This is a genomic window from Butyrivibrio sp. (assembly GCF_024699075.1).
On the sequence record NZ_JAILQF010000269.1, the window covers coordinates 1 to 17868 of the forward strand.

The 17868-nt window shown below is 37.7% G+C and carries 14 protein-coding genes; 6 read left to right on the plus strand and 8 right to left on the minus strand.

The genetic code is table 11. The annotated features are described in order from the left end of the window. The 5 genes from K6G87_RS11140 to K6G87_RS11160 form a co-directional block, all read right to left on the minus strand. On the minus strand, window positions 1-515 hold a 515-nt coding region (locus K6G87_RS11140; RefSeq protein WP_442863370.1), incomplete at its 3' end, for an ABC transporter permease subunit. Between the two features lie 13 nt (window positions 516-528). Continuing rightward, entirely contained in the window at window positions 529-1716 is a 1188-nt protein-coding gene (locus tag K6G87_RS11145) for an ABC transporter permease subunit (RefSeq protein ID WP_296837110.1), read from the minus strand. Next, the gene (gene mmsA, locus K6G87_RS11150; RefSeq protein WP_296837113.1) at window positions 1713-3257 is read right to left on the minus strand and encodes a multiple monosaccharide ABC transporter ATP-binding protein; all 1545 of its coding nucleotides are present in this window, start codon (window positions 3255-3257) and stop codon (window positions 1713-1715) included. The genes K6G87_RS11145 and mmsA overlap by 4 nt, the downstream gene beginning before the upstream one ends. 137 nt (window positions 3258-3394) lie before the next feature. Beyond that, window positions 3395-4522, minus strand: coding sequence for a substrate-binding domain-containing protein (locus tag K6G87_RS11155; RefSeq protein WP_296837115.1), 1128 nt, complete (start codon window positions 4520-4522; stop codon window positions 3395-3397). Between the two features lie 275 nt (window positions 4523-4797). Beyond that, complete coding sequence (locus tag K6G87_RS11160; RefSeq protein WP_296837118.1) at window positions 4798-5736, minus strand: hypothetical protein; 939 nt, start codon at window positions 5734-5736, stop codon at window positions 4798-4800. Window positions 5737-6037: 301 nt separating this feature from the next. Between K6G87_RS11160 and K6G87_RS11165 the strand changes: the two genes are divergently transcribed. Further along, window positions 6038-7255 carry an iron-containing alcohol dehydrogenase gene (locus K6G87_RS11165; RefSeq protein ID WP_296837121.1) on the plus strand — a complete coding sequence of 406 codons (1218 nt, stop codon included), beginning with the start codon at window positions 6038-6040 and terminating at the stop codon, window positions 7253-7255. 185 nt (window positions 7256-7440) lie between these two features. Here K6G87_RS11165 and K6G87_RS11170 read toward each other — a convergent pair whose 3' ends face one another. Continuing rightward, the gene (locus K6G87_RS11170; RefSeq protein WP_296837124.1) at window positions 7441-8448 is read right to left on the minus strand and encodes a LacI family DNA-binding transcriptional regulator; all 1008 of its coding nucleotides are present in this window, start codon (window positions 8446-8448) and stop codon (window positions 7441-7443) included. A 260-nt stretch (window positions 8449-8708) separates the two neighbouring features. Between K6G87_RS11170 and K6G87_RS11175 the strand changes: the two genes are divergently transcribed. From K6G87_RS11175 to K6G87_RS11195, 5 genes are all read left to right on the plus strand, one after another. Continuing rightward, window positions 8709-10031 (plus strand): extracellular solute-binding protein, encoded by a 1323-nt coding sequence (locus K6G87_RS11175; protein WP_296837126.1) that lies wholly within the window; start codon window positions 8709-8711, stop codon window positions 10029-10031. A gap of 213 nt (window positions 10032-10244) precedes the next feature. After that, window positions 10245-11660 (plus strand): carbohydrate ABC transporter permease, encoded by a 1416-nt coding sequence (locus tag K6G87_RS11180; RefSeq protein WP_296837129.1) that lies wholly within the window; start codon window positions 10245-10247, stop codon window positions 11658-11660. Then, window positions 11660-12502, plus strand: coding sequence for a sugar ABC transporter permease (locus K6G87_RS11185; RefSeq protein WP_296837132.1), 843 nt, complete (start codon window positions 11660-11662; stop codon window positions 12500-12502). The genes K6G87_RS11180 and K6G87_RS11185 overlap by 1 nt, the downstream gene beginning before the upstream one ends. 80 nt (window positions 12503-12582) lie before the next feature. Further along, entirely contained in the window at window positions 12583-14310 is a 1728-nt protein-coding gene (locus K6G87_RS11190; protein ID WP_296837135.1) for an alpha-glycosidase, read from the plus strand. 175 nt (window positions 14311-14485) lie between these two features. Continuing rightward, entirely contained in the window at window positions 14486-15952 is a 1467-nt protein-coding gene (locus K6G87_RS11195; protein WP_296837138.1) for a methyl-accepting chemotaxis protein, read from the plus strand. 288 nt (window positions 15953-16240) lie between these two features. Here the strand turns inward: K6G87_RS11195 and K6G87_RS11200 are convergent, their stop codons facing one another. After that, window positions 16241-16867, minus strand: coding sequence for a hypothetical protein (locus K6G87_RS11200; protein WP_296837141.1), 627 nt, complete (start codon window positions 16865-16867; stop codon window positions 16241-16243). Window positions 16868-17189: 322 nt separating this feature from the next. After that, window positions 17190-17868, minus strand: a 679-nt coding sequence (locus K6G87_RS11205) for an NAD-dependent epimerase/dehydratase family protein (RefSeq protein WP_296837143.1), incomplete at its 5' end; no start/stop codon positions are given.

Genomic DNA, 17868 nt, shown 5'->3' on the forward strand with positions numbered 1-17868 from the left:
TTCATCTGCTTACCAGGAGTTTCAAAAAGCTTGCCTGAAAAGATCTTAAGGTATGTCTGTGGAATAGGAGCAATCGAACCTGTTGTACTATTTGATGAAAGAATTGATGTTCCCAGACCTCTGAAGGCAAGGTAGCCAACAAGTGTTGCAATCCACGGCGGAATATTTACATAAGCAATAAGGAATCCAAGTACACATCCATATATTATGCCTATCAAAAGCATTGATATTATGGAAAGTCCAACGTTTAACTTCTGAACAACCATCATTACGCCGCCGACGGATCCAAGGAAACAAATAAATGATCCGCAGGATAGATCGATGTTACCACCTGTCAGCATACATATAAGCATGCCGCATCCAAGAATATAAACATATGCATTCTGTATTATAAGTGCACTAAAATACTGTGACTGGAAAATACTTCCATGAGTCATAATACAGAAGAAAAGGTATACGACAATAAGAATCAGAAGTCTTGTATTTGCTTTTAAAAAATTAGTTACTTTATTCATTTGTCGTCCCCCCTCACTGTTTCTCTCTCTTGGACAGAATATCAAACATAACTGCTAGAAGAAGTACCAGACCTTTTACAACTTTCTGATAGTTTGAGTCTACACCCATGATACTCATGCCCTGGTTGATAACACCAAGAAGAGCAGCTCCAATGAATACTCCGGAGATCTTACCTGTTCCGCCATAAGCTGAAGCTCCACCAATGAAGCATGCTGCAATAGCGTCCATCTCGTATCCCTGACCATATGTAGGCTGAGCAGAAGCAGCTCTTGCTACTGTAAGGATACCTGCAAGACCTGCAAGAAATCCCATATTAGCATAAGCGATGAAATAAACAAGCTTTGTATTAACACCTGAAAGTGCCGTAGCCTTTTCATTACCACCTACAGCATAGAGATAACGGCCTATAGCTGTATTATTTAGTACATAATTGTAAATAAGCATTACTGCTGCTATCCAGATAAGTCCTGTAGGCACGCCCTTATAGCTTGCAAGAACGCATGAAAATACCATGATAACTATACATATAACAACTGCCTTAAGAAGCTTTATCAAAGGATTTTCTGAAACTATGTTGAGCTTTCTCTCCTTAATAACACCGATAACAGTTGTAGCAAGATAAATAAGAGCAACAATAGCACCGATCACAAGACATGTTATATTAAGCTCAATGCTCTCCATTCCCAATATAGTCTTTAATTTATCAGGAATATAACAGTCAGCTCCACCGCCAAACACCTTAAGGAATACTTCATCATTAATACCAACAGCAAGACCTTTCATTACAACATTTACAAGTCCTCTGAATGCGTACATTCCTGCAAGTGTTGCAATGAATGGAGGAACACTTACCCAGGCAATCCAATAGCCCTGAAAAGCGCCGATGATAAGGCCGATGATAAGCATTACGATCACTGCAAACCATACATTCATTCCGCTCTTCATTATCAGTGCTCCAACACCGCCTGCAAAGCAGACTACCGATCCAACTGCAAGATCGATATTACCACCTGTAAGAATACACATCAGCATACCTGTTGCAAGAACGAATACATAGGCATTCTGTGATATAAGGTTATTTACATTCTGTGCATATAGAATTTTGCCATCTGTTGCAAAATTGAAATATATTACAACTGCAATGAGTGCCAGTATCATTGCATATTTTTGGAAAAAGGAAGCTATCACATTTTCTTTCATTTTGTTGCCTCCTTTCCTGACTTAAGGATTGCTGCCATTATATTCTCCTGTGTTGCTTCAGATGCCTTCATCTCTCCGACGATCTTAGCTTCATTCATAATATAGATTCTGTCACTCATTCCAAGTACTTCAGGAAGCTCTGAAGAAATCATAATGACAGTCTTACCTTCTCTTACCATATCGTTGATGATGCAGTAAATCTCATACTTGGCACCAACATCGATACCTCTTGTAGGCTCATCCAGAATAAGAATATCAGGATCAGCAAAAAGCCACTTTGCAAGGAGAACCTTCTGCTGGTTACCGCCTGAAAGATTACCTACATTCTGTTCTACCGTAGGACACTTGGTCTTAAGTCTTTCCTTATAATCAACCGCAACGTTATATTCCTTATCCTTATCTATAACCTTACGTTTGGCCAGACTATCAAGGTTTGAAAGCGTTGTATTAATTTTGATTGCCTGTGAAAGAACAAGTCCGTTACCCTTTCTATCCTCGGTAACATAAGCAATCTTTTGCTTAATGGCATAGCTGGTACTCTTTTTCATACGTACTTCTTTGCCATCAATCTTAAGTGATCCTGAGATATTAACACCGTATGAATGTCCGAAGATACTCATGGCAAGCTCTGTTCTTCCTGCTCCCATGAGACCATAAAGACCTACAACCTCGCCTTTTCTTGCATACAGCGATACATTATCAACAACTTTTCTTTCCGGATAAAGCGGATGATATACTGTCCAGTTATCAACTTCAAGTTCAATATCTCCAACCTTAACATCAGGACGTTTCGGGAAACGGTCTGTGATCTCACGTCCAACCATTCCCTTTATGATACGATCTTCAGAGATAGGTTCATCTCCATTATTACTTATAGTTTCAACTGTTCCTCCATCTCTCAGGACCGTAATATTATCTGCAACATAAGAAACTTCATTGAGCTTATGGGATATGATGATCATGGTCATACCCTGCTTTTTGAATTCAAGCATAAGATCAAGAAGCGCCTTAGAATCTGTCTCATTAAGTGAAGATGTAGGCTCGTCAAGAATAAGAAGTTTTGCCTTCTTGGCAAGAGCCTTTGCAATTTCTACAAGCTGCTGTTTACCTGTACCAAGAGCTTTAACAGGTGTTCTTGAGGACTCTGAAAGTCCTACCATCTTAAGATACTTATCTGCTTCGGAATATGTTTCATTCCAGTTAATTCTTGATTTTTTTCCTTTTTCATTTCCAAGATACATGTTCTCGCCGATAGACATCTCCGGCACAAGAGCAAGCTCCTGATGAATAATAACAATACCTTTTTTCTCTGAATCCTTGATCGTGTTGAATTTACAGACTTCTCCGTTATAAACGATATCCCCTTCGTATGAACCATATGGATATATTCCACTAAGTACATTCATAAGTGTGGACTTGCCGGCACCATTCTCGCCTACAAGAGCATGTATTTCGCCCTCTTCAACCTTGAAATTAACATTATCAAGCGCCTTGACTCCAGGGAAGGTCTTGGTTATGTTCTTCATTTCCAATATTGTCATAGCACTTTTTCTCTCCCTTTTTTACAACAATTAAGTGCGATAAGCGCACTATAAGCAAAACAGATCAGACTAATTCTTTTTCTAAAAACAGGAGTGAACGATTTATAAGAAACCGTTCACTCCGAGGTTTTACTTAATTACTGAAGCTGATCCTCTGTGTAATATCCGGAATCGATAAGAAGCTCTTTATAGTTGGATGCATCTGCAAATACAGGCTCGCAAAGGTATGAAGGAACTGTGATCACACCATTGTTGTATGTCTCTGTATCATTAACATCAACTGTTTCGTTGTTAACGATCTGAGTAACCATCTTAACAACCTGAGAAGCAAGTGTACGTGTATCCTTGAATACTGACATTGACTGCTTACCAGCTATCATGTTCTTTGTATTCTCAACGTCACAGTCCTGACCTGTTACGATAGGATACTCACCATTGTAGTTAGCTGCAAGAGCATTCTCTACGCCAAGAGCTGTAGAGTCGTTAGAGCAAAGCCATACATCAACATTGGTTCCATCTGCATAGTAAGATGAAAGAATATTCTCTGCTCTTGACTGAGCTGTCTCTGTTGCCCATACTGCTGTAGCTACATCTTCAAATTCCTGCTGGCCAGACTGGATAACAAGCTTTCCTGACTCAATATATGGTTTAAGAAGATCCATAGCGCCGTTATAGAAGAACATAGCATTGTTATCACCAGGATCGCCTGCTGTGATCTCAAGATTGAATGGTCCTTCAGCATTATCAAGATCAAGCTGATCGATAATGTACTGACCCTGAACTGTTCCAACCATGTAGTTATCAAATGTAGCATAGTAAGATACTGCATCTGAGTTCATAAGAAGACGGTCATAAGCGATAACCGGAATTCCTGCTGTCTTAGCCATATCAAGAGCTTCACCAAGTGATGAACCTTCGATAGCAGCAATAACGAGAACGTCAACCTGGTTGTTGATCATTGTCTCAACCTGTGAAAGCTGCTGCTGAACATCGTTAGAAGCATACTGAAGGTCTACTGTATAGCCAGCAGCCTCAAGTTCCTTCTGCATGTTCTCACCATCCTGGTTCCATCTCTGAAGATCCTTAGTAGGCATTGAAACGCCAACCTTGATATCAGATGAAGCCTCACCTTCTGTTGCCTGAGTCTCTGTACCTGTTCCCTCTGTCTCAGTACCTGTAGTATCTGCTGAACCACCTGAGCAACCAACAAGAAGTGCTGCAGCCATACCAAGGCTAAGTACCTGTTTGAGTAACTGTTTCTTCATAATTGACCCTCCATTAAAAAATGAAATAATTGTTTGATGATCATCACCTTTTCAGGCAGATGACCCTCCCTCTCTGTGATAAAAAAATTATAATAAAGGGTCTTTCCAAAAAAAATTGAAAATTCTTCTGTCTTTCTTAAAAATTCTTTTACAATTTGGAAACTCTTTGTTTCTAATTTTCCTGGATTTTAGTCCGATAAGTAGATATTTAGAAGAAACTGCATCATTTACTCTATAGCCCGTTCCTATATTAATAAATCAAACTGCGCACATTTTTATCCCGCTATATGCTTTACTCCGTTTACTGAGCCGTCCGTGGTCCATACGCACCATTCATAGTTGCAGAAAGGTCCGTCATCTTCATCAAGTCCAAATCCGTGATTACATACATTAGTATAATTGGGATCATACATATATATGTAGCCGCCCTGAAGAGCCGCCCAGTTTCTAAGCTCTGTTTCTATGCTATCTACTGTGCAGGATTCCTGTACTCCATAGGCTGTTATCTGTTCATATATATGCTCTGCAACTTCCCTTGCCTTGTCCTGTCTTACGCCGCCTATAGAAGTATATGTAAGATCCCTGTATTCAAACTCTTCCATCACTTCCTTGATCTGGGATTCGATCATAGCACCGTCTTCAAGACCATTAGTATAATTACCGGCTATAATATTAGTATATAATCCATATACTACTTCCGTTGATGTTCCGCTACCATTAGGAAGATCTGATGCAAAAGATCCTTCGAAAGTATAATATCCTGTAGCACTTCCTTCGCTATCCCATGACCAGTTTATGACTGTTCCGTTTCCGCTTCTTATACCACCTGCCATGCCGCCATAATAGAAATATATTGTAGCTCTGCCATCAGGAAAGGTATCAAGGCCCTGATATAATCCGCAGCCTGTTCCGTCTCCATTATCCTTGATAACAGGAGAAGCTGATGATACTCCTAGCTGGAAAATGCTTCCATCATTATATATATCATGAAGATATTCTGCTGCCTTTTGATATTCTTTAGATACAGCATATGTCTGAAGATCCTGAAGTACGGCGTCAGCACCAGCCTTGGCAGAAGTCTTGGCATAAGAAACCACAGATAAACCATTAAAAACCATTAATGCCGTGATAAAAGCAGCTATGGATACTGCGATAATTTTAGTTATAGTTTTGGATGATAATTGTATTGAATTAGTATATGTTCTTACCTTCATAATATTTCTCCTTTAATGTCAAAACCGGTTGCCTTAAAATTATGTCCTGTCTTCTTATAAATTTTAAATCATCTCCGCTTTTACGTCAAAAAACATCTCTATATTCGGACATCATCATCAAAATTGTAAAATATCTTTTTGATACCTGCATGACAACAGAATTATCCTTTTCCTCAAGAATACAACTATACTTAAGTTCACAATAATTTAACACAACAATTTACCTTTTCATGATAAAATATTATTGTTACATTGTTAAAATGATAACAAAAAATACTATATAAAGCAGGAGGAGATTTTTATGGCACGTTTTACTTTACCAAGAGATGTTTATCATGGAAAAGGCGCTCTTGAAGCACTCAAAACCTTTGAAGGCAAAAAGGCTATTGTGTGTGTTGGCGGTGGTTCAATGAAGAAGTTCGGATTCCTTGATAAGGTTGTATCCTATCTTAAGGAAGCCGGAATGGAAGTTGAGCTTTTCGAAGGTATTGAACCGGATCCTTCAGTTGATACAGTAATGAAGGGCGCAGAAGCTATGACCAAGTTCGGTCCTGACTGGATCGTTGCTATAGGTGGCGGTTCTCCTATAGATGCTGCCAAAGCTATGTGGATCAAATACGAGTATCCTGATACAACCTTTGAAGATATGTGTAAGGTATTCGGTCTTCCAAAGCTTCGTACAAAGGCTAAATTCTGTGCTATATCATCAACCTCCGGTACAGCTACAGAAGTAACTGCATTCTCAATTATCACAGACTATAACAAGGGTATCAAATATCCTATAGCAGACTTCGAGATCACACCAGATGTAGCTATCGTTGATCCTGAGCTTGCTCATACAATGCCTCAGAAGCTTGTAGCTCATACAGGTATGGATGCTATGACACATGCTATCGAAGCTTATGTTTCTACTGCTAACTGTGACTATACTGATCCTCTTGCTCTTCATGCAATAGAGATGATCCAGGCCGATCTTGTAGATTCTTATAATGGAGACATGGATAAGCGCGACAAGATGCACAATGCCCAGTGTCTTGCAGGTATGGCATTCTCTAATGCCCTTCTTGGAATTGTACATTCAATGGCCCACAAGACAGGTGCCGTATTCGCTGATCAGGGATCACACATCATCCACGGCGCAGCTAATGCCATGTACCTTCCTAAGGTAATTGCATTTAACGCAAAAGATCCTACAGCTCTAAAGAGATATGGTAAGATCGCTGATGTTATGTGCCTTGGCGGATCAAGTGATGAAGAGAAGGTTAAGCTTCTCATAGATTATCTTAGAAAGATGAATGATGATCTTAAGATTCCTCACTGTATCAAGAATTATGGTGCAGACAGCTACTATGCAGAGCAAGGCTTTGTTCCTGAGAATATCTTCCTTGAAAGACTTCATGATATTGCTGCCAATGCAATTCTTGATGCATGTACAGGCTCCAATCCTCGTCAGCCTTCACAGGAAGAAATGGAGAAGCTCCTTAAGTGCTGCTACTACGATACAGAAGTTGATTTCTAATGTTAACTAACCATAATCTAAAGATAATGGGCTTTTTGGCTATCTAATTATAAAAAGCAAAGAGTTAACCCGTTACTATCAGTATTACAAAATCTTTGGTTTAACTTAGTAAAGGCTCCGTTTCATTACGAAACGGAGCCTTTTTGTTAAACTCGCAAACGCTTCGCTTTTTGCTCGTTATAAAATCACTGCTGACGCATTTCTACAATCTCAGGAAGTGTGGTATAGCTTTGGATCATAAGAGAAGGATTATCTATTTTTCTGATTATCATATCCGCTGCCTGAAGTCCCATATCATATACATTTATATCTATTACTGTAGGCTTTGGATCAATGATAGTTGTATATGGATATATATCAAAAGTTACAAAAAATATATCATCAGGAACATTTAACTTAAATTCATTAATAGCTTTTGCAGCTCCAACTGCAAGTGTATTGTTCTCACAGACAATTGCTTTGGGTGCCTCCTTCATTGATAGAAGCTTCTTTGCAGATATATATCCCTCTTCCCAGGTTGACGAAGTATGAACGACATATTCAGGTGATATTTTCTTTCTGTATTTAAGCATCATCATCCTGAATCCGCGTTCTCTCTCATGAGAAATAAATTCGGTCTTCTTCCCGCCTATAAAAGATACAGGCGATACATCATGATTTGATAGATATTCTGCAGCATACTGTCCGGCAAGAAGATGATTAGTATCTACCCAGCACAGTCTGTTATTGAAGTCCGGATGTCCTATTACTATATGAGGAAAAGAGTTATCAATTATCAAATCTGCAATTTCTTCATTGATAACAGATCCATGTATAACAATTCCATCAGCACTTTTTCTGGCGATAATTCCTGCGACCGTCTCCTGTGGATGAAGATCATCTGAAATATCCATAAGCGTCATGGTATATCCATTTGCTGCAAGTCTTGAAAAAACGCCGCACATTATATCAAACATATGAGGATTACTATAAGCTTCACCTTTTCCAAGTGATGTAAGATATATGATATTCCTGGTATTTCCACGAGCAAAACTCACTGCTCTTGCATTAGGAGTATAATTAAGCTCTTTTATGGCATTATTAACTTTATCTTTAGTAGCCTGGGAAATTGTTTTCCAATCATTTAGTACCTTAGACACGGTTGATACGGAAACTCCTGCGTGTTTGGCTACATCTTTAATTGTAACAGCCATCCCTATATCCTCCCTATTTATTGCCAATTAAATGCTGATTATTTTGTAATTAATCATATCATAACTACAATCAATTAAAGTGCACAAAAATAAAATTCTGGTATAGCGGTTTCCTAATATAATCATATACAAAAAACGTTTTCCTCTTGATAATCAATATTTATCAGTTGATAATGCAGATATAAAGCATAGTTTTAGTAATGCAAAAATTTATTATTTTATCAAAAATAAAGAAATTATTTTCACAAGGAGGAAAAGGAATGAAAAAGAAACTAATCAGTGTACTACTTAGTGGAATGATGGCTGCTTCAATGCTGACCGGTTGTGGCAATGAAAGCCAGGAAGTTAAGCAGATCGACGATCAGACAACAGCAGAATCTGCAAATGCATCTACTGAAAAGTCTGAATCATCGGCCTCTGAGGATGCTATAGCAAATCTTATAGCAGCAACAACAGATCCTGTTGACCTCACGCTGTGGTGCTCAGAAACAGAAAGCTACCAAAAGGTAATGGCAGAACTTGTTGAAAACTTCAAGGCACAATATCCCGATGTTGAATTCAATATCACCATAGGTGCTGAATCAGAAGCCAACTGTAAAGATGATGTTCTTGCAGATGTAGAATCAGCTGGCGACTTGTTTGTATTTCCTGACGATCAGCTTCTTGACCTCGTTAATGCCGGTGCTCTTCAGAGTGTGGAAGCAACCTATACATACGACCCGGCACAAACAAATGCTGCCGCTACTGTAGAAGCTGCATCTGTTGATGGCAAGCTTTATGCATATCCCATGACAGCTTCAAATGGATACTTCCTTTTCTATAACAAAAATTATCTTTCAGAAGATGATGTCAAGAGTTGGGACAGCCTTCTTGCCGCAGCTAACGAACAGGGCAAAACTGTAGGTATGGAAGTTTCAGGTGCATGGTTTATGTATGGATTCTTCGCAGGAGCCGGCCTTGAAATGAAACTAGGCGACGATGGCAAAAATATCTGTAATTGGAATGCCACAGATACTAAATATACGGGTGCATCTGTAGCACAGTCCATTTCAGATATCTGCAAAAATCCGGCAATGAAAAACTGCGTTAACGAAGATGCTCAGGCATTTGCCTTAAACGGAGAGATGATAGCTGATGTAAATGGTACATGGGCTACAAATGCATTCGTTGAAGCTTATGGTGATGGATATGCTGCAACCAAGCTTCCTACCTTTACTGTAGATGGCGAACAGGTTCAGATGGGATCATTTGCAGGATATAAATTTATCGGTGTAAATGCTTATTCCAAAAATCCCGGCTGGGCTATGCTTCTTGCAGAGTTCCTTACAAGCGAAGAAAGTCAGACAAAGATCGCGCTTGCAACAGGAGAGGGGCCATCAAATATAGTCGCTGCATCTTCTGAGGAAATAGCCAATGCTCCAGCACTTGCAGCTCTTTCTGAGCAGTCAGAATATGCTGATCTTCAGAGAGTTGGTGATAACTACTGGGCACCTGCAGCAACACTTGGCCAGTCACTTGTTGAAGGAAACTATACTGATATCCAGCAGCTTTTGGATGATGCTGTAGCTGGTATAACTCAGTAATGTATTTCAAATCACAAGAAATACTTTCTTAAAAATACATAGTAAAGCTTCTATGCAATAATCTTTTGCTTAATATACAATCCTCTCCTTTTATTAAGCATCATTATACGTAGTCCGCTTTTTGGCGGACTACGCTATTTAAAACAAAATGCACCTTCACCATATCGTTTTGGAATATCAAATGCATTTAATCTTTATTTAAAAGGAAACAATATGACAAAGATACGCGTTTCATACATTCGGGATTTCATAAAGATTTTTACCAAAGGAGATATCTTTACCAAATTTTCGCTTTTTATCTTTGGTATTGGATATGCAGCAAGAAAACAATATGCAAAAGCTATTATCATGCAGCTGATACAAGTGCTGTTTTTCTTATTCACCTTTGGCTTTTCACTTAAATATATATCCAAACTGGGAACTCTTGGAACCACTGAGCGAAAAGAAATCTTTGATCCTGCGACACTTACCAAAGTGGTTAATGATTATGACAATTCTCTTATGATCTTATTGTGTGGAGTTATTGGCATTTTTATTATCTTTATGTATATACTTCTTTCTTTAAGTAATGTCAGAGCAAACTATGAGTTGCAATGCCTTAAGCAGGAAGGAAAACATATAAATTCATTTTTTGAAGATATTAGCAACCTTTTTAATCACAAGTTCTATATAACTCTGTTGACACTTCCAAGTATAGGTATACTTCTTGTAAATGTTATTCCTATACTTTTCATGATATGTATCGCATTCACTAATTACGATGGAGATCATCAGCCTCCAACTTATCTTTTTACATGGGTAGGTCTTGAAAACTTTAAGACCTTGTTTACATCAACATCAACCGTAACTTTTGGTTATGCCTTTGTCAGAATCCTTTTATGGACTCTTATCTGGGCCTTTTGTGCCACTTTTTCAACCTTCTATGGCGGAGTACTTCTGGCCAAATTTATAAACGATAAGAAAACCAGATTCAAGAAACTCTGGAGAAGTCTTTTTGTCATAACCATAGCGATTCCTCAGTTCGTAACCCTTCTTCTTGTTGGCAAGATGTTCAGTGACTACGGCATTATCAATAGTATTTGTAACAGGATCGGGCTGGTAGGATTTTTGCAGGATATAGGCCTTATAAGCCATGGTCTTAGTTACATTCCATTTCTGTCAAAACCTGGCTGGGCCAATGTTATGGTTCTTATTATCAATCTATGGGTAGGTATTCCATTTCAAATGCTTAGTGCAACGGGAATACTCATGAATATACCGGAAGATCAGCTTGAAAGCGCAAAAATAGACGGTGCAACTGAGCGTCAGATTTTCAGAAAGATCACGATGCCATATGTTCTATTTATTACAGGTCCTTCACTTGTAACTGCTTTTATTGCCAACATCAATAACTTCAACGTTATATATCTTTTGACCAATGATTATGTAACTACAAATATGAACTATGCCAATTCAAATGCTAAAGAGGTTGATCTTCTTATCACATGGTTATTCACACTGACCAATGATTATTCTAATTATAAAATGGCAAGTGTCATCGGTATATGCGTATTTGTCATAAGTGCAGGACTGACACTTCTGACTTTTACCAGAATGATAGCAGGTAATAAAGAGGAGGAATTCCAATAATGCAAAAAAAGATAAGACTTATACTACGTCATATATTTCTGGCATTCCTTTCATTTATATGGCTTATACCAATTATATGGCTTTTTGTAACTTCCTTAAGCTCATATAAAGGTATCAATACCATGCACTTTTTCCCTACTAAATGGTCACTTGATAACTATATCCAGCTTTTTGCAAGGCCTGACACTGTTGCTAACTTTCCTGCATGGTTTATGAATTCTCTGATAATCGGATTTTTTACCTGCCTGATATCATCCACCTTTGTACTTATGGTTTCTTATGCCTTTAGCTGTATGCGATTCTCCGGAAGAAAACAGCTTATGAGCCTTTATATAATACTTGGTATGTTTCCGGGTGTATTATCTATGATCGCAATTTATTTTGTCATGAAACTTCTGGGCCTTACCAACAGTATATTAGGACTTATAATCATATATTCTGCCGGTTCAGGTCTTGGCTATCTTATCTGCAAAGGCTTTTTTGATACTATTCCTATCTCACTTAGAGAATCTGCAAAGCTTGAAGGCGCTTCAGAATATACGATATTTACTAAAATCGTTATACCCCTGTCCAAGCCCATCATAGTATACACAGTTATAAACGCTTTTCTTTCTCCCTGGATGGATTTTGTTATGGCAAGACTAATGATAAGATCCAAGGATCCTTCCGATTGGACCGTAGCCATGGGGCTATTTAATCTGGTCCAAAGGACACTTGTTGGAGATTACTTCTCTGTATTCTGCGCAGGAGGAATAATTGTAGCAATACCGATATCACTGCTTTTCCTTATCATGCAGCGCTTTTATGTTGAAGGAATAACAGGAGGAGCTGTAAAGGGTTAGGACTCCACTACGATACTACTTTATCTAATGCTATTTTCTATTTTTATATACTTTAATACTTACAAATAACGGAGCAATTTATGATAAAAGAAGCTGTACTTCACATTCCACTCTCGCAATATGCATATGCAATAAGCGAAGATACAATTACATTAAGAATAAGAACAGCTAAAGATGACTTAAGATCAATAGCAGTTTTTTATGGTGACCGCGTTGCCTATGAAGAGCCTATCCCGGTCACTAAAGTTTCTATGCACAAATGTGCATCGGATGACCTTTTTGATTATTACGAGGCTATTATAACTACAGACTTAACCCGCATCTGCTACTATTTTGGCCTTGAAGACAATGATACTACTACATATTACTATTCAAGGGGTTTTACCAGCCTGATGAATGCCCACAGGACTGAATATTTTCAATTTCCATATATTAGACGAGAAGATATTATTAATATTCCATCATGGGCCTATAACAGTGTAATGTACCATATTTTCCCGGATAGCTTTGCTAATGGCCAAAGAACTATAGACAAAAGCAAAGCCTTAACTATCACTACTTATAAAGGTTCTAGTTTCAGCAGGCTTGGAGGTACATTAAGAGGTATCATTGACAATCTTGATCATATCAAAGATCTCGGCGTTAACCTCATATATTTAAACCCAATTTTTATAGCTAATTCCTATCACAAATACGACACCATTGACTATTTTAATATTGACCCTTGTATTGGTAGTAACGAAGATTTCAAAGAGCTTGTAACTAAGATCCATCAAAATGGTATGAGGATCATTCTGGACGGAGTATTCAATCATTGCGGTCCTGACTTTTTGGCCTTTAAAGACGTTCTTAAAAATGGAGAAAAGTCAAAGTATATCAACTGGTTCTATAAGCTGAAATTCCCTATTGAATATAAGGATCCTCCAAATTATGAATGCTTTGCTTACGTAAAGGAGATGCCAAAGCTTAATACCGGTAATCCTGAAGTCAGGGATTATATATGTAAAGTTGGGCAGTACTGGATCAAAGAATATGGAATAGACGGATGGCGCCTTGATGTAGCCAATGAAGTAGATCATGACACTTGGAGAGCCTTTAAAAATTCTGTCCTTACTGTGCGACCTGATGCCCTCCTTATTGCAGAGATTTGGGAAGATGCAGATGTATGGCTAAAGGGTGATCAGTTTCATTGTGCCATGAACTATACTTTCACTTACCTGTGCAGAGATTTTTTTGCCCAAAATAAGATTAATGCCATTATGTTTGACCAGCAAATTCAAAAATCCCTAATGCGCTATCCAAGGCCTGTAGCTAATGCACAAATGAACTTCCTTGATTCTCATGATGTTCCAAGATTCCTTAGTTACTGTAAAGGTAATATTAAAAAGCTGGCTTTGGCATACTTTTATCTGATAATGGCTCCTGGAATTCCTTCAATATTCTATGGGGATGAATGTCTTATTTCAGGTGTCACAGAATATGAATATCGCTCTCCTATGGACTGGAACAATATAGACAACGAGTTTAGTTCATATCTTAAAAGATGGATTCTCGTACGAAATAACAGTGATCCTATAAAAAAAGGCGATTATACAACCATTTACGCAGATAATGACGGACTTTATATTTTTAAAAGAGAATATAATGATCAGGCTGTATTTGTTGTAATTAATAATTCTGATAAAGATATATCTGTTGTACCTGATGATGTCAGATCACTTCTTTACAATAAAAGTGACCTTATTACTAATAAAATAGTTAATGATCCTTTTTCATTTAAAGCTTTATCAGGTTACATAATTGAGTAAAAAAATATCATGTAATAATAATTGGTTTTCTATTTAGATCAGCGAACTACTCCGACTTGTGAAAGTCGGAGTTTCTTGCTAAAAAAGCTAAAGTTGGCCATAAAAACATCCGAAAAATATTTGGGATATTTTTAATGCTATTTATTTATTATTTACAGAAAGGACGGATGTTCTTATGAATGCTAAGCAGTACGAAAGAGCCAACAAAAACAGTTATGCTGTTACAAGTGTTATTATTATCAGCGGTATCATACTTGCTGTATTTGATATCATACAAAATGGCATGGATGCAGGAAGTAATGTGATCATTCTAAGCGCTATAATTGGTGGTATCATGACATCTATAGGTTTTTTCAGATTTAAGAGTGTAAAACTTGGTTCGATCCTTATTATGGGCGGAGCGACTTTATTCTACTTCGTACTACTTATTGCGATCAATGATATTGCCTATTTCGCCTTCGGTCTTCCAATTCTTTTATGCAGCATCGTATATCTGAATGTAAGGCTTTGTAAAATAGGTATTGTTGCCATCCTTCTTTCTTTTTCTATTACAGTTGTAAAGAACCGCATAGCAAATGGCTATTTTGATGCTGAACAACTCCCTGCTTTTATAACCTTATCGCTTGCATTCATCGCATGCCTTAGCACAGTAACTCTTTTGACAAAGTTCAATGAAGAAAACAATGAAGTCATAAGCAAGAATGCTCAAAAGTCCCTTGAAACTGGTAATCAGATGGCTGATATTGCTAATACTATCACCGATCTGTTCAACTCATCCCAGCAGAACATGCAGGACCTTACAGATATAATAAGCTCTCAGCACAATGGAATGAAGGACATCGCAACCAGCATGGAAAGTACGGCTCAGGCTATAACCGTTCAGGCTCAGAGGGTCCAGGAAATCCAGGACCAGACCAATGCAACAGAGCAGCATAGAAAAGATATGACCAAGGCTTCTGAAAATGCTCAGGAAGCTGTAGCAGAAGGTGTTAAAGGAATAGAAGAACTTAAAGCAAAATCTGAAGATGTATCCAGAACAAGTCAGGTAACTGTTGATGCTACTATGGCCGTCAAAGACAAGGTTGCAGAAGTTACTAATATTGTAACTTCAATCCTGTCTATATCTAAGCAGACCAATCTTCTTGCACTTAATGCAAGTATAGAAGCTGCAAGAGCAGGTGAAGCAGGAAAGGGCTTTGCAGTCGTTGCCAATGATGTAAGAGAACTTGCGGCAGAAACCAATACAGCTTCAAACGAAATAACAAATATCATAAATGAGCTTACAGAAGATGTTCAGAAAGCGATGGATAGTATCGATGATACTGTAACTTCTGTTTCTGCTCAAAATGAGATGATAGAAAAAGTCGGAGAAAATTTTACCAGTATAAATGATAACGTAAGTGAAATGCTCGATAAGTTCGCAGAAATGGGCGAAGGAATGAAGCTTATCGCAAGCTCCACAACAGAGATCAATGATAGTATCTCAAACCTGTCTGCAACAAGCCAGGAAGTTGCTTCCCTTTCAAACGAAGGAGAAAGATCTTCAGAAGATGCAGTAGAAAAATTCGAAGTCTTCAAAGGCGTTCTTTTGAACATATTCCAGGAATCAAACAAGCTTCGTGACATGCAAACAACAGAGTAATTGCTCCAAGCTTCGCACATACATTACACTGTTTCCCTTGCGATTTGATTAACTTGGACAGTAATAAAGGATTTTCGTGTTCTTTAAAAATTTTATTAAATTCAAGAGCTTAATAGAAGGAATTTTGTATTCTGTTTGGGATCCACCTGTCTGAGCGTAAGCGAGTTTGGATCCCAGAATATAAAATGACAGATATTAAGCCTTGAATTATAAGATTTTTAAGACATGAAAATCCTTTATTAACTATCCAAGTTAATCAAATTCGCAAGGTGTTACATTTATGTTATGTCAAGCCCATTTTCTTTCATTTGTAACGTAGCTGTCGCAATAAGGACACTTAACGGTCTGACCTCTTGCGATCATAAGGTTAGCTCCGCAATGAGGACATGTATAGCTTTCAGGACGAATCTGCGTAATTGATTCAGCTCCTGTATTATATGTCATAATAAGAGTCTCTTCACCCTGAAGTCTTGTATTTTGTGATCTGTCACTTATAAGAATTGTTTTACCGTTATATTCTGCTATCTGAACTGTCTCTCCAAGATTATATCCTGATTTTGTATTAGAACCTGTAGATACTGATACAGTATTAATTCTACCATTTCTATCAAAATATCTAACCTGGACAATTACAAGTGGACGATTGTTGATCATAACGGTGCCATCTGTCTCATAGGCAACAATCTTGCCATAATAAGAGGTTCCTTTTTTAAGATATTTATTCTTCTTAACTATTGAACTGAATCCGATCACCAAAAAAACAATGCCTATTGCCAAAAAAGGAATCGAAAGAGCAAGCAATCCAAAAAAGTCTTCTGTACCATTAAACGCTATAAGAAGCGGAACTAAAACAGCTACGCTTATAAGCATCCAGAATATGCCAAATATAATCATAAATTTATTGATAGCTTTCATTTTTTATTTTATATACCCCTTTTATAAAAAAATTTAAATGATCATGATGTAAAACCTGTTTTTACACCTACATCATTATATTGCAATATCTCAAAAAATAAACACTTATGCGATGAAACGTCAAAAATATACGACGAAATGCATTTTGACAACTAATACATAATATCATACCTGTCAACTTAATAGCTTAAATTATTAGCTGACGTTTCTCACACTATAAGAAATGCGTGTCTTCTCTCACCAAGATATACTTCTTATAAGACATCATTTTGGCAAAAAAATCCTGCAACCACAATTAATGTTGCAGGACTTTCGATAATATTTACTTCAAAGAATTCTGAGCATTTTCAAGTACTCCTATTACGTCATCACACCAGGCATCAAATTCCGGATCATCTTTCTGGCATTCATCAGGATGTGCAAGAATATAATCAAGCGCTATCCTTATACCTTCATGTAAAGGTATTGTTGTTGTCATAGTTGGTGCAAGCTTTTTGAGCTTACTGTTATCAAAGACAACTGATACTGCCTTATCTCCTATAAGTCCGCCTTCAAAGTCATATCCTTTCTTAGCTCCTGCCTTAGCAAGGAAATATGAAGATACATGATATGCTTTAAGCTCTACTCCAAGAGCATCTGCTATAGTCTGATAGATCTGATTCCAGGTAAGTATCTCATCACCTGTTATCTGGAAAGCTTCGCCTATAGCATGACGATTACCCATAAGTGCTGTATATCCAACTGCAAAATCCTTATTAAAGGTCATAGCCCAAAGTGATGTTCCATCTCCATGAATGATGACAGGCTTACCTTCCATCATACGTTTTATAACCTGCCAGGAGCCTTTGTTGCCATGAACACCAAGCGGAATGCTTCTTTCATCATAGGTATGACTTGGACGAACTATTGTTACAGGGAATCCCTCTTCTCTATATTTCTTCATAAGGAATTCTTCGCATGCTATCTTGTTTCTGGAATATTCCCAGTGAGGATTAGCAAGT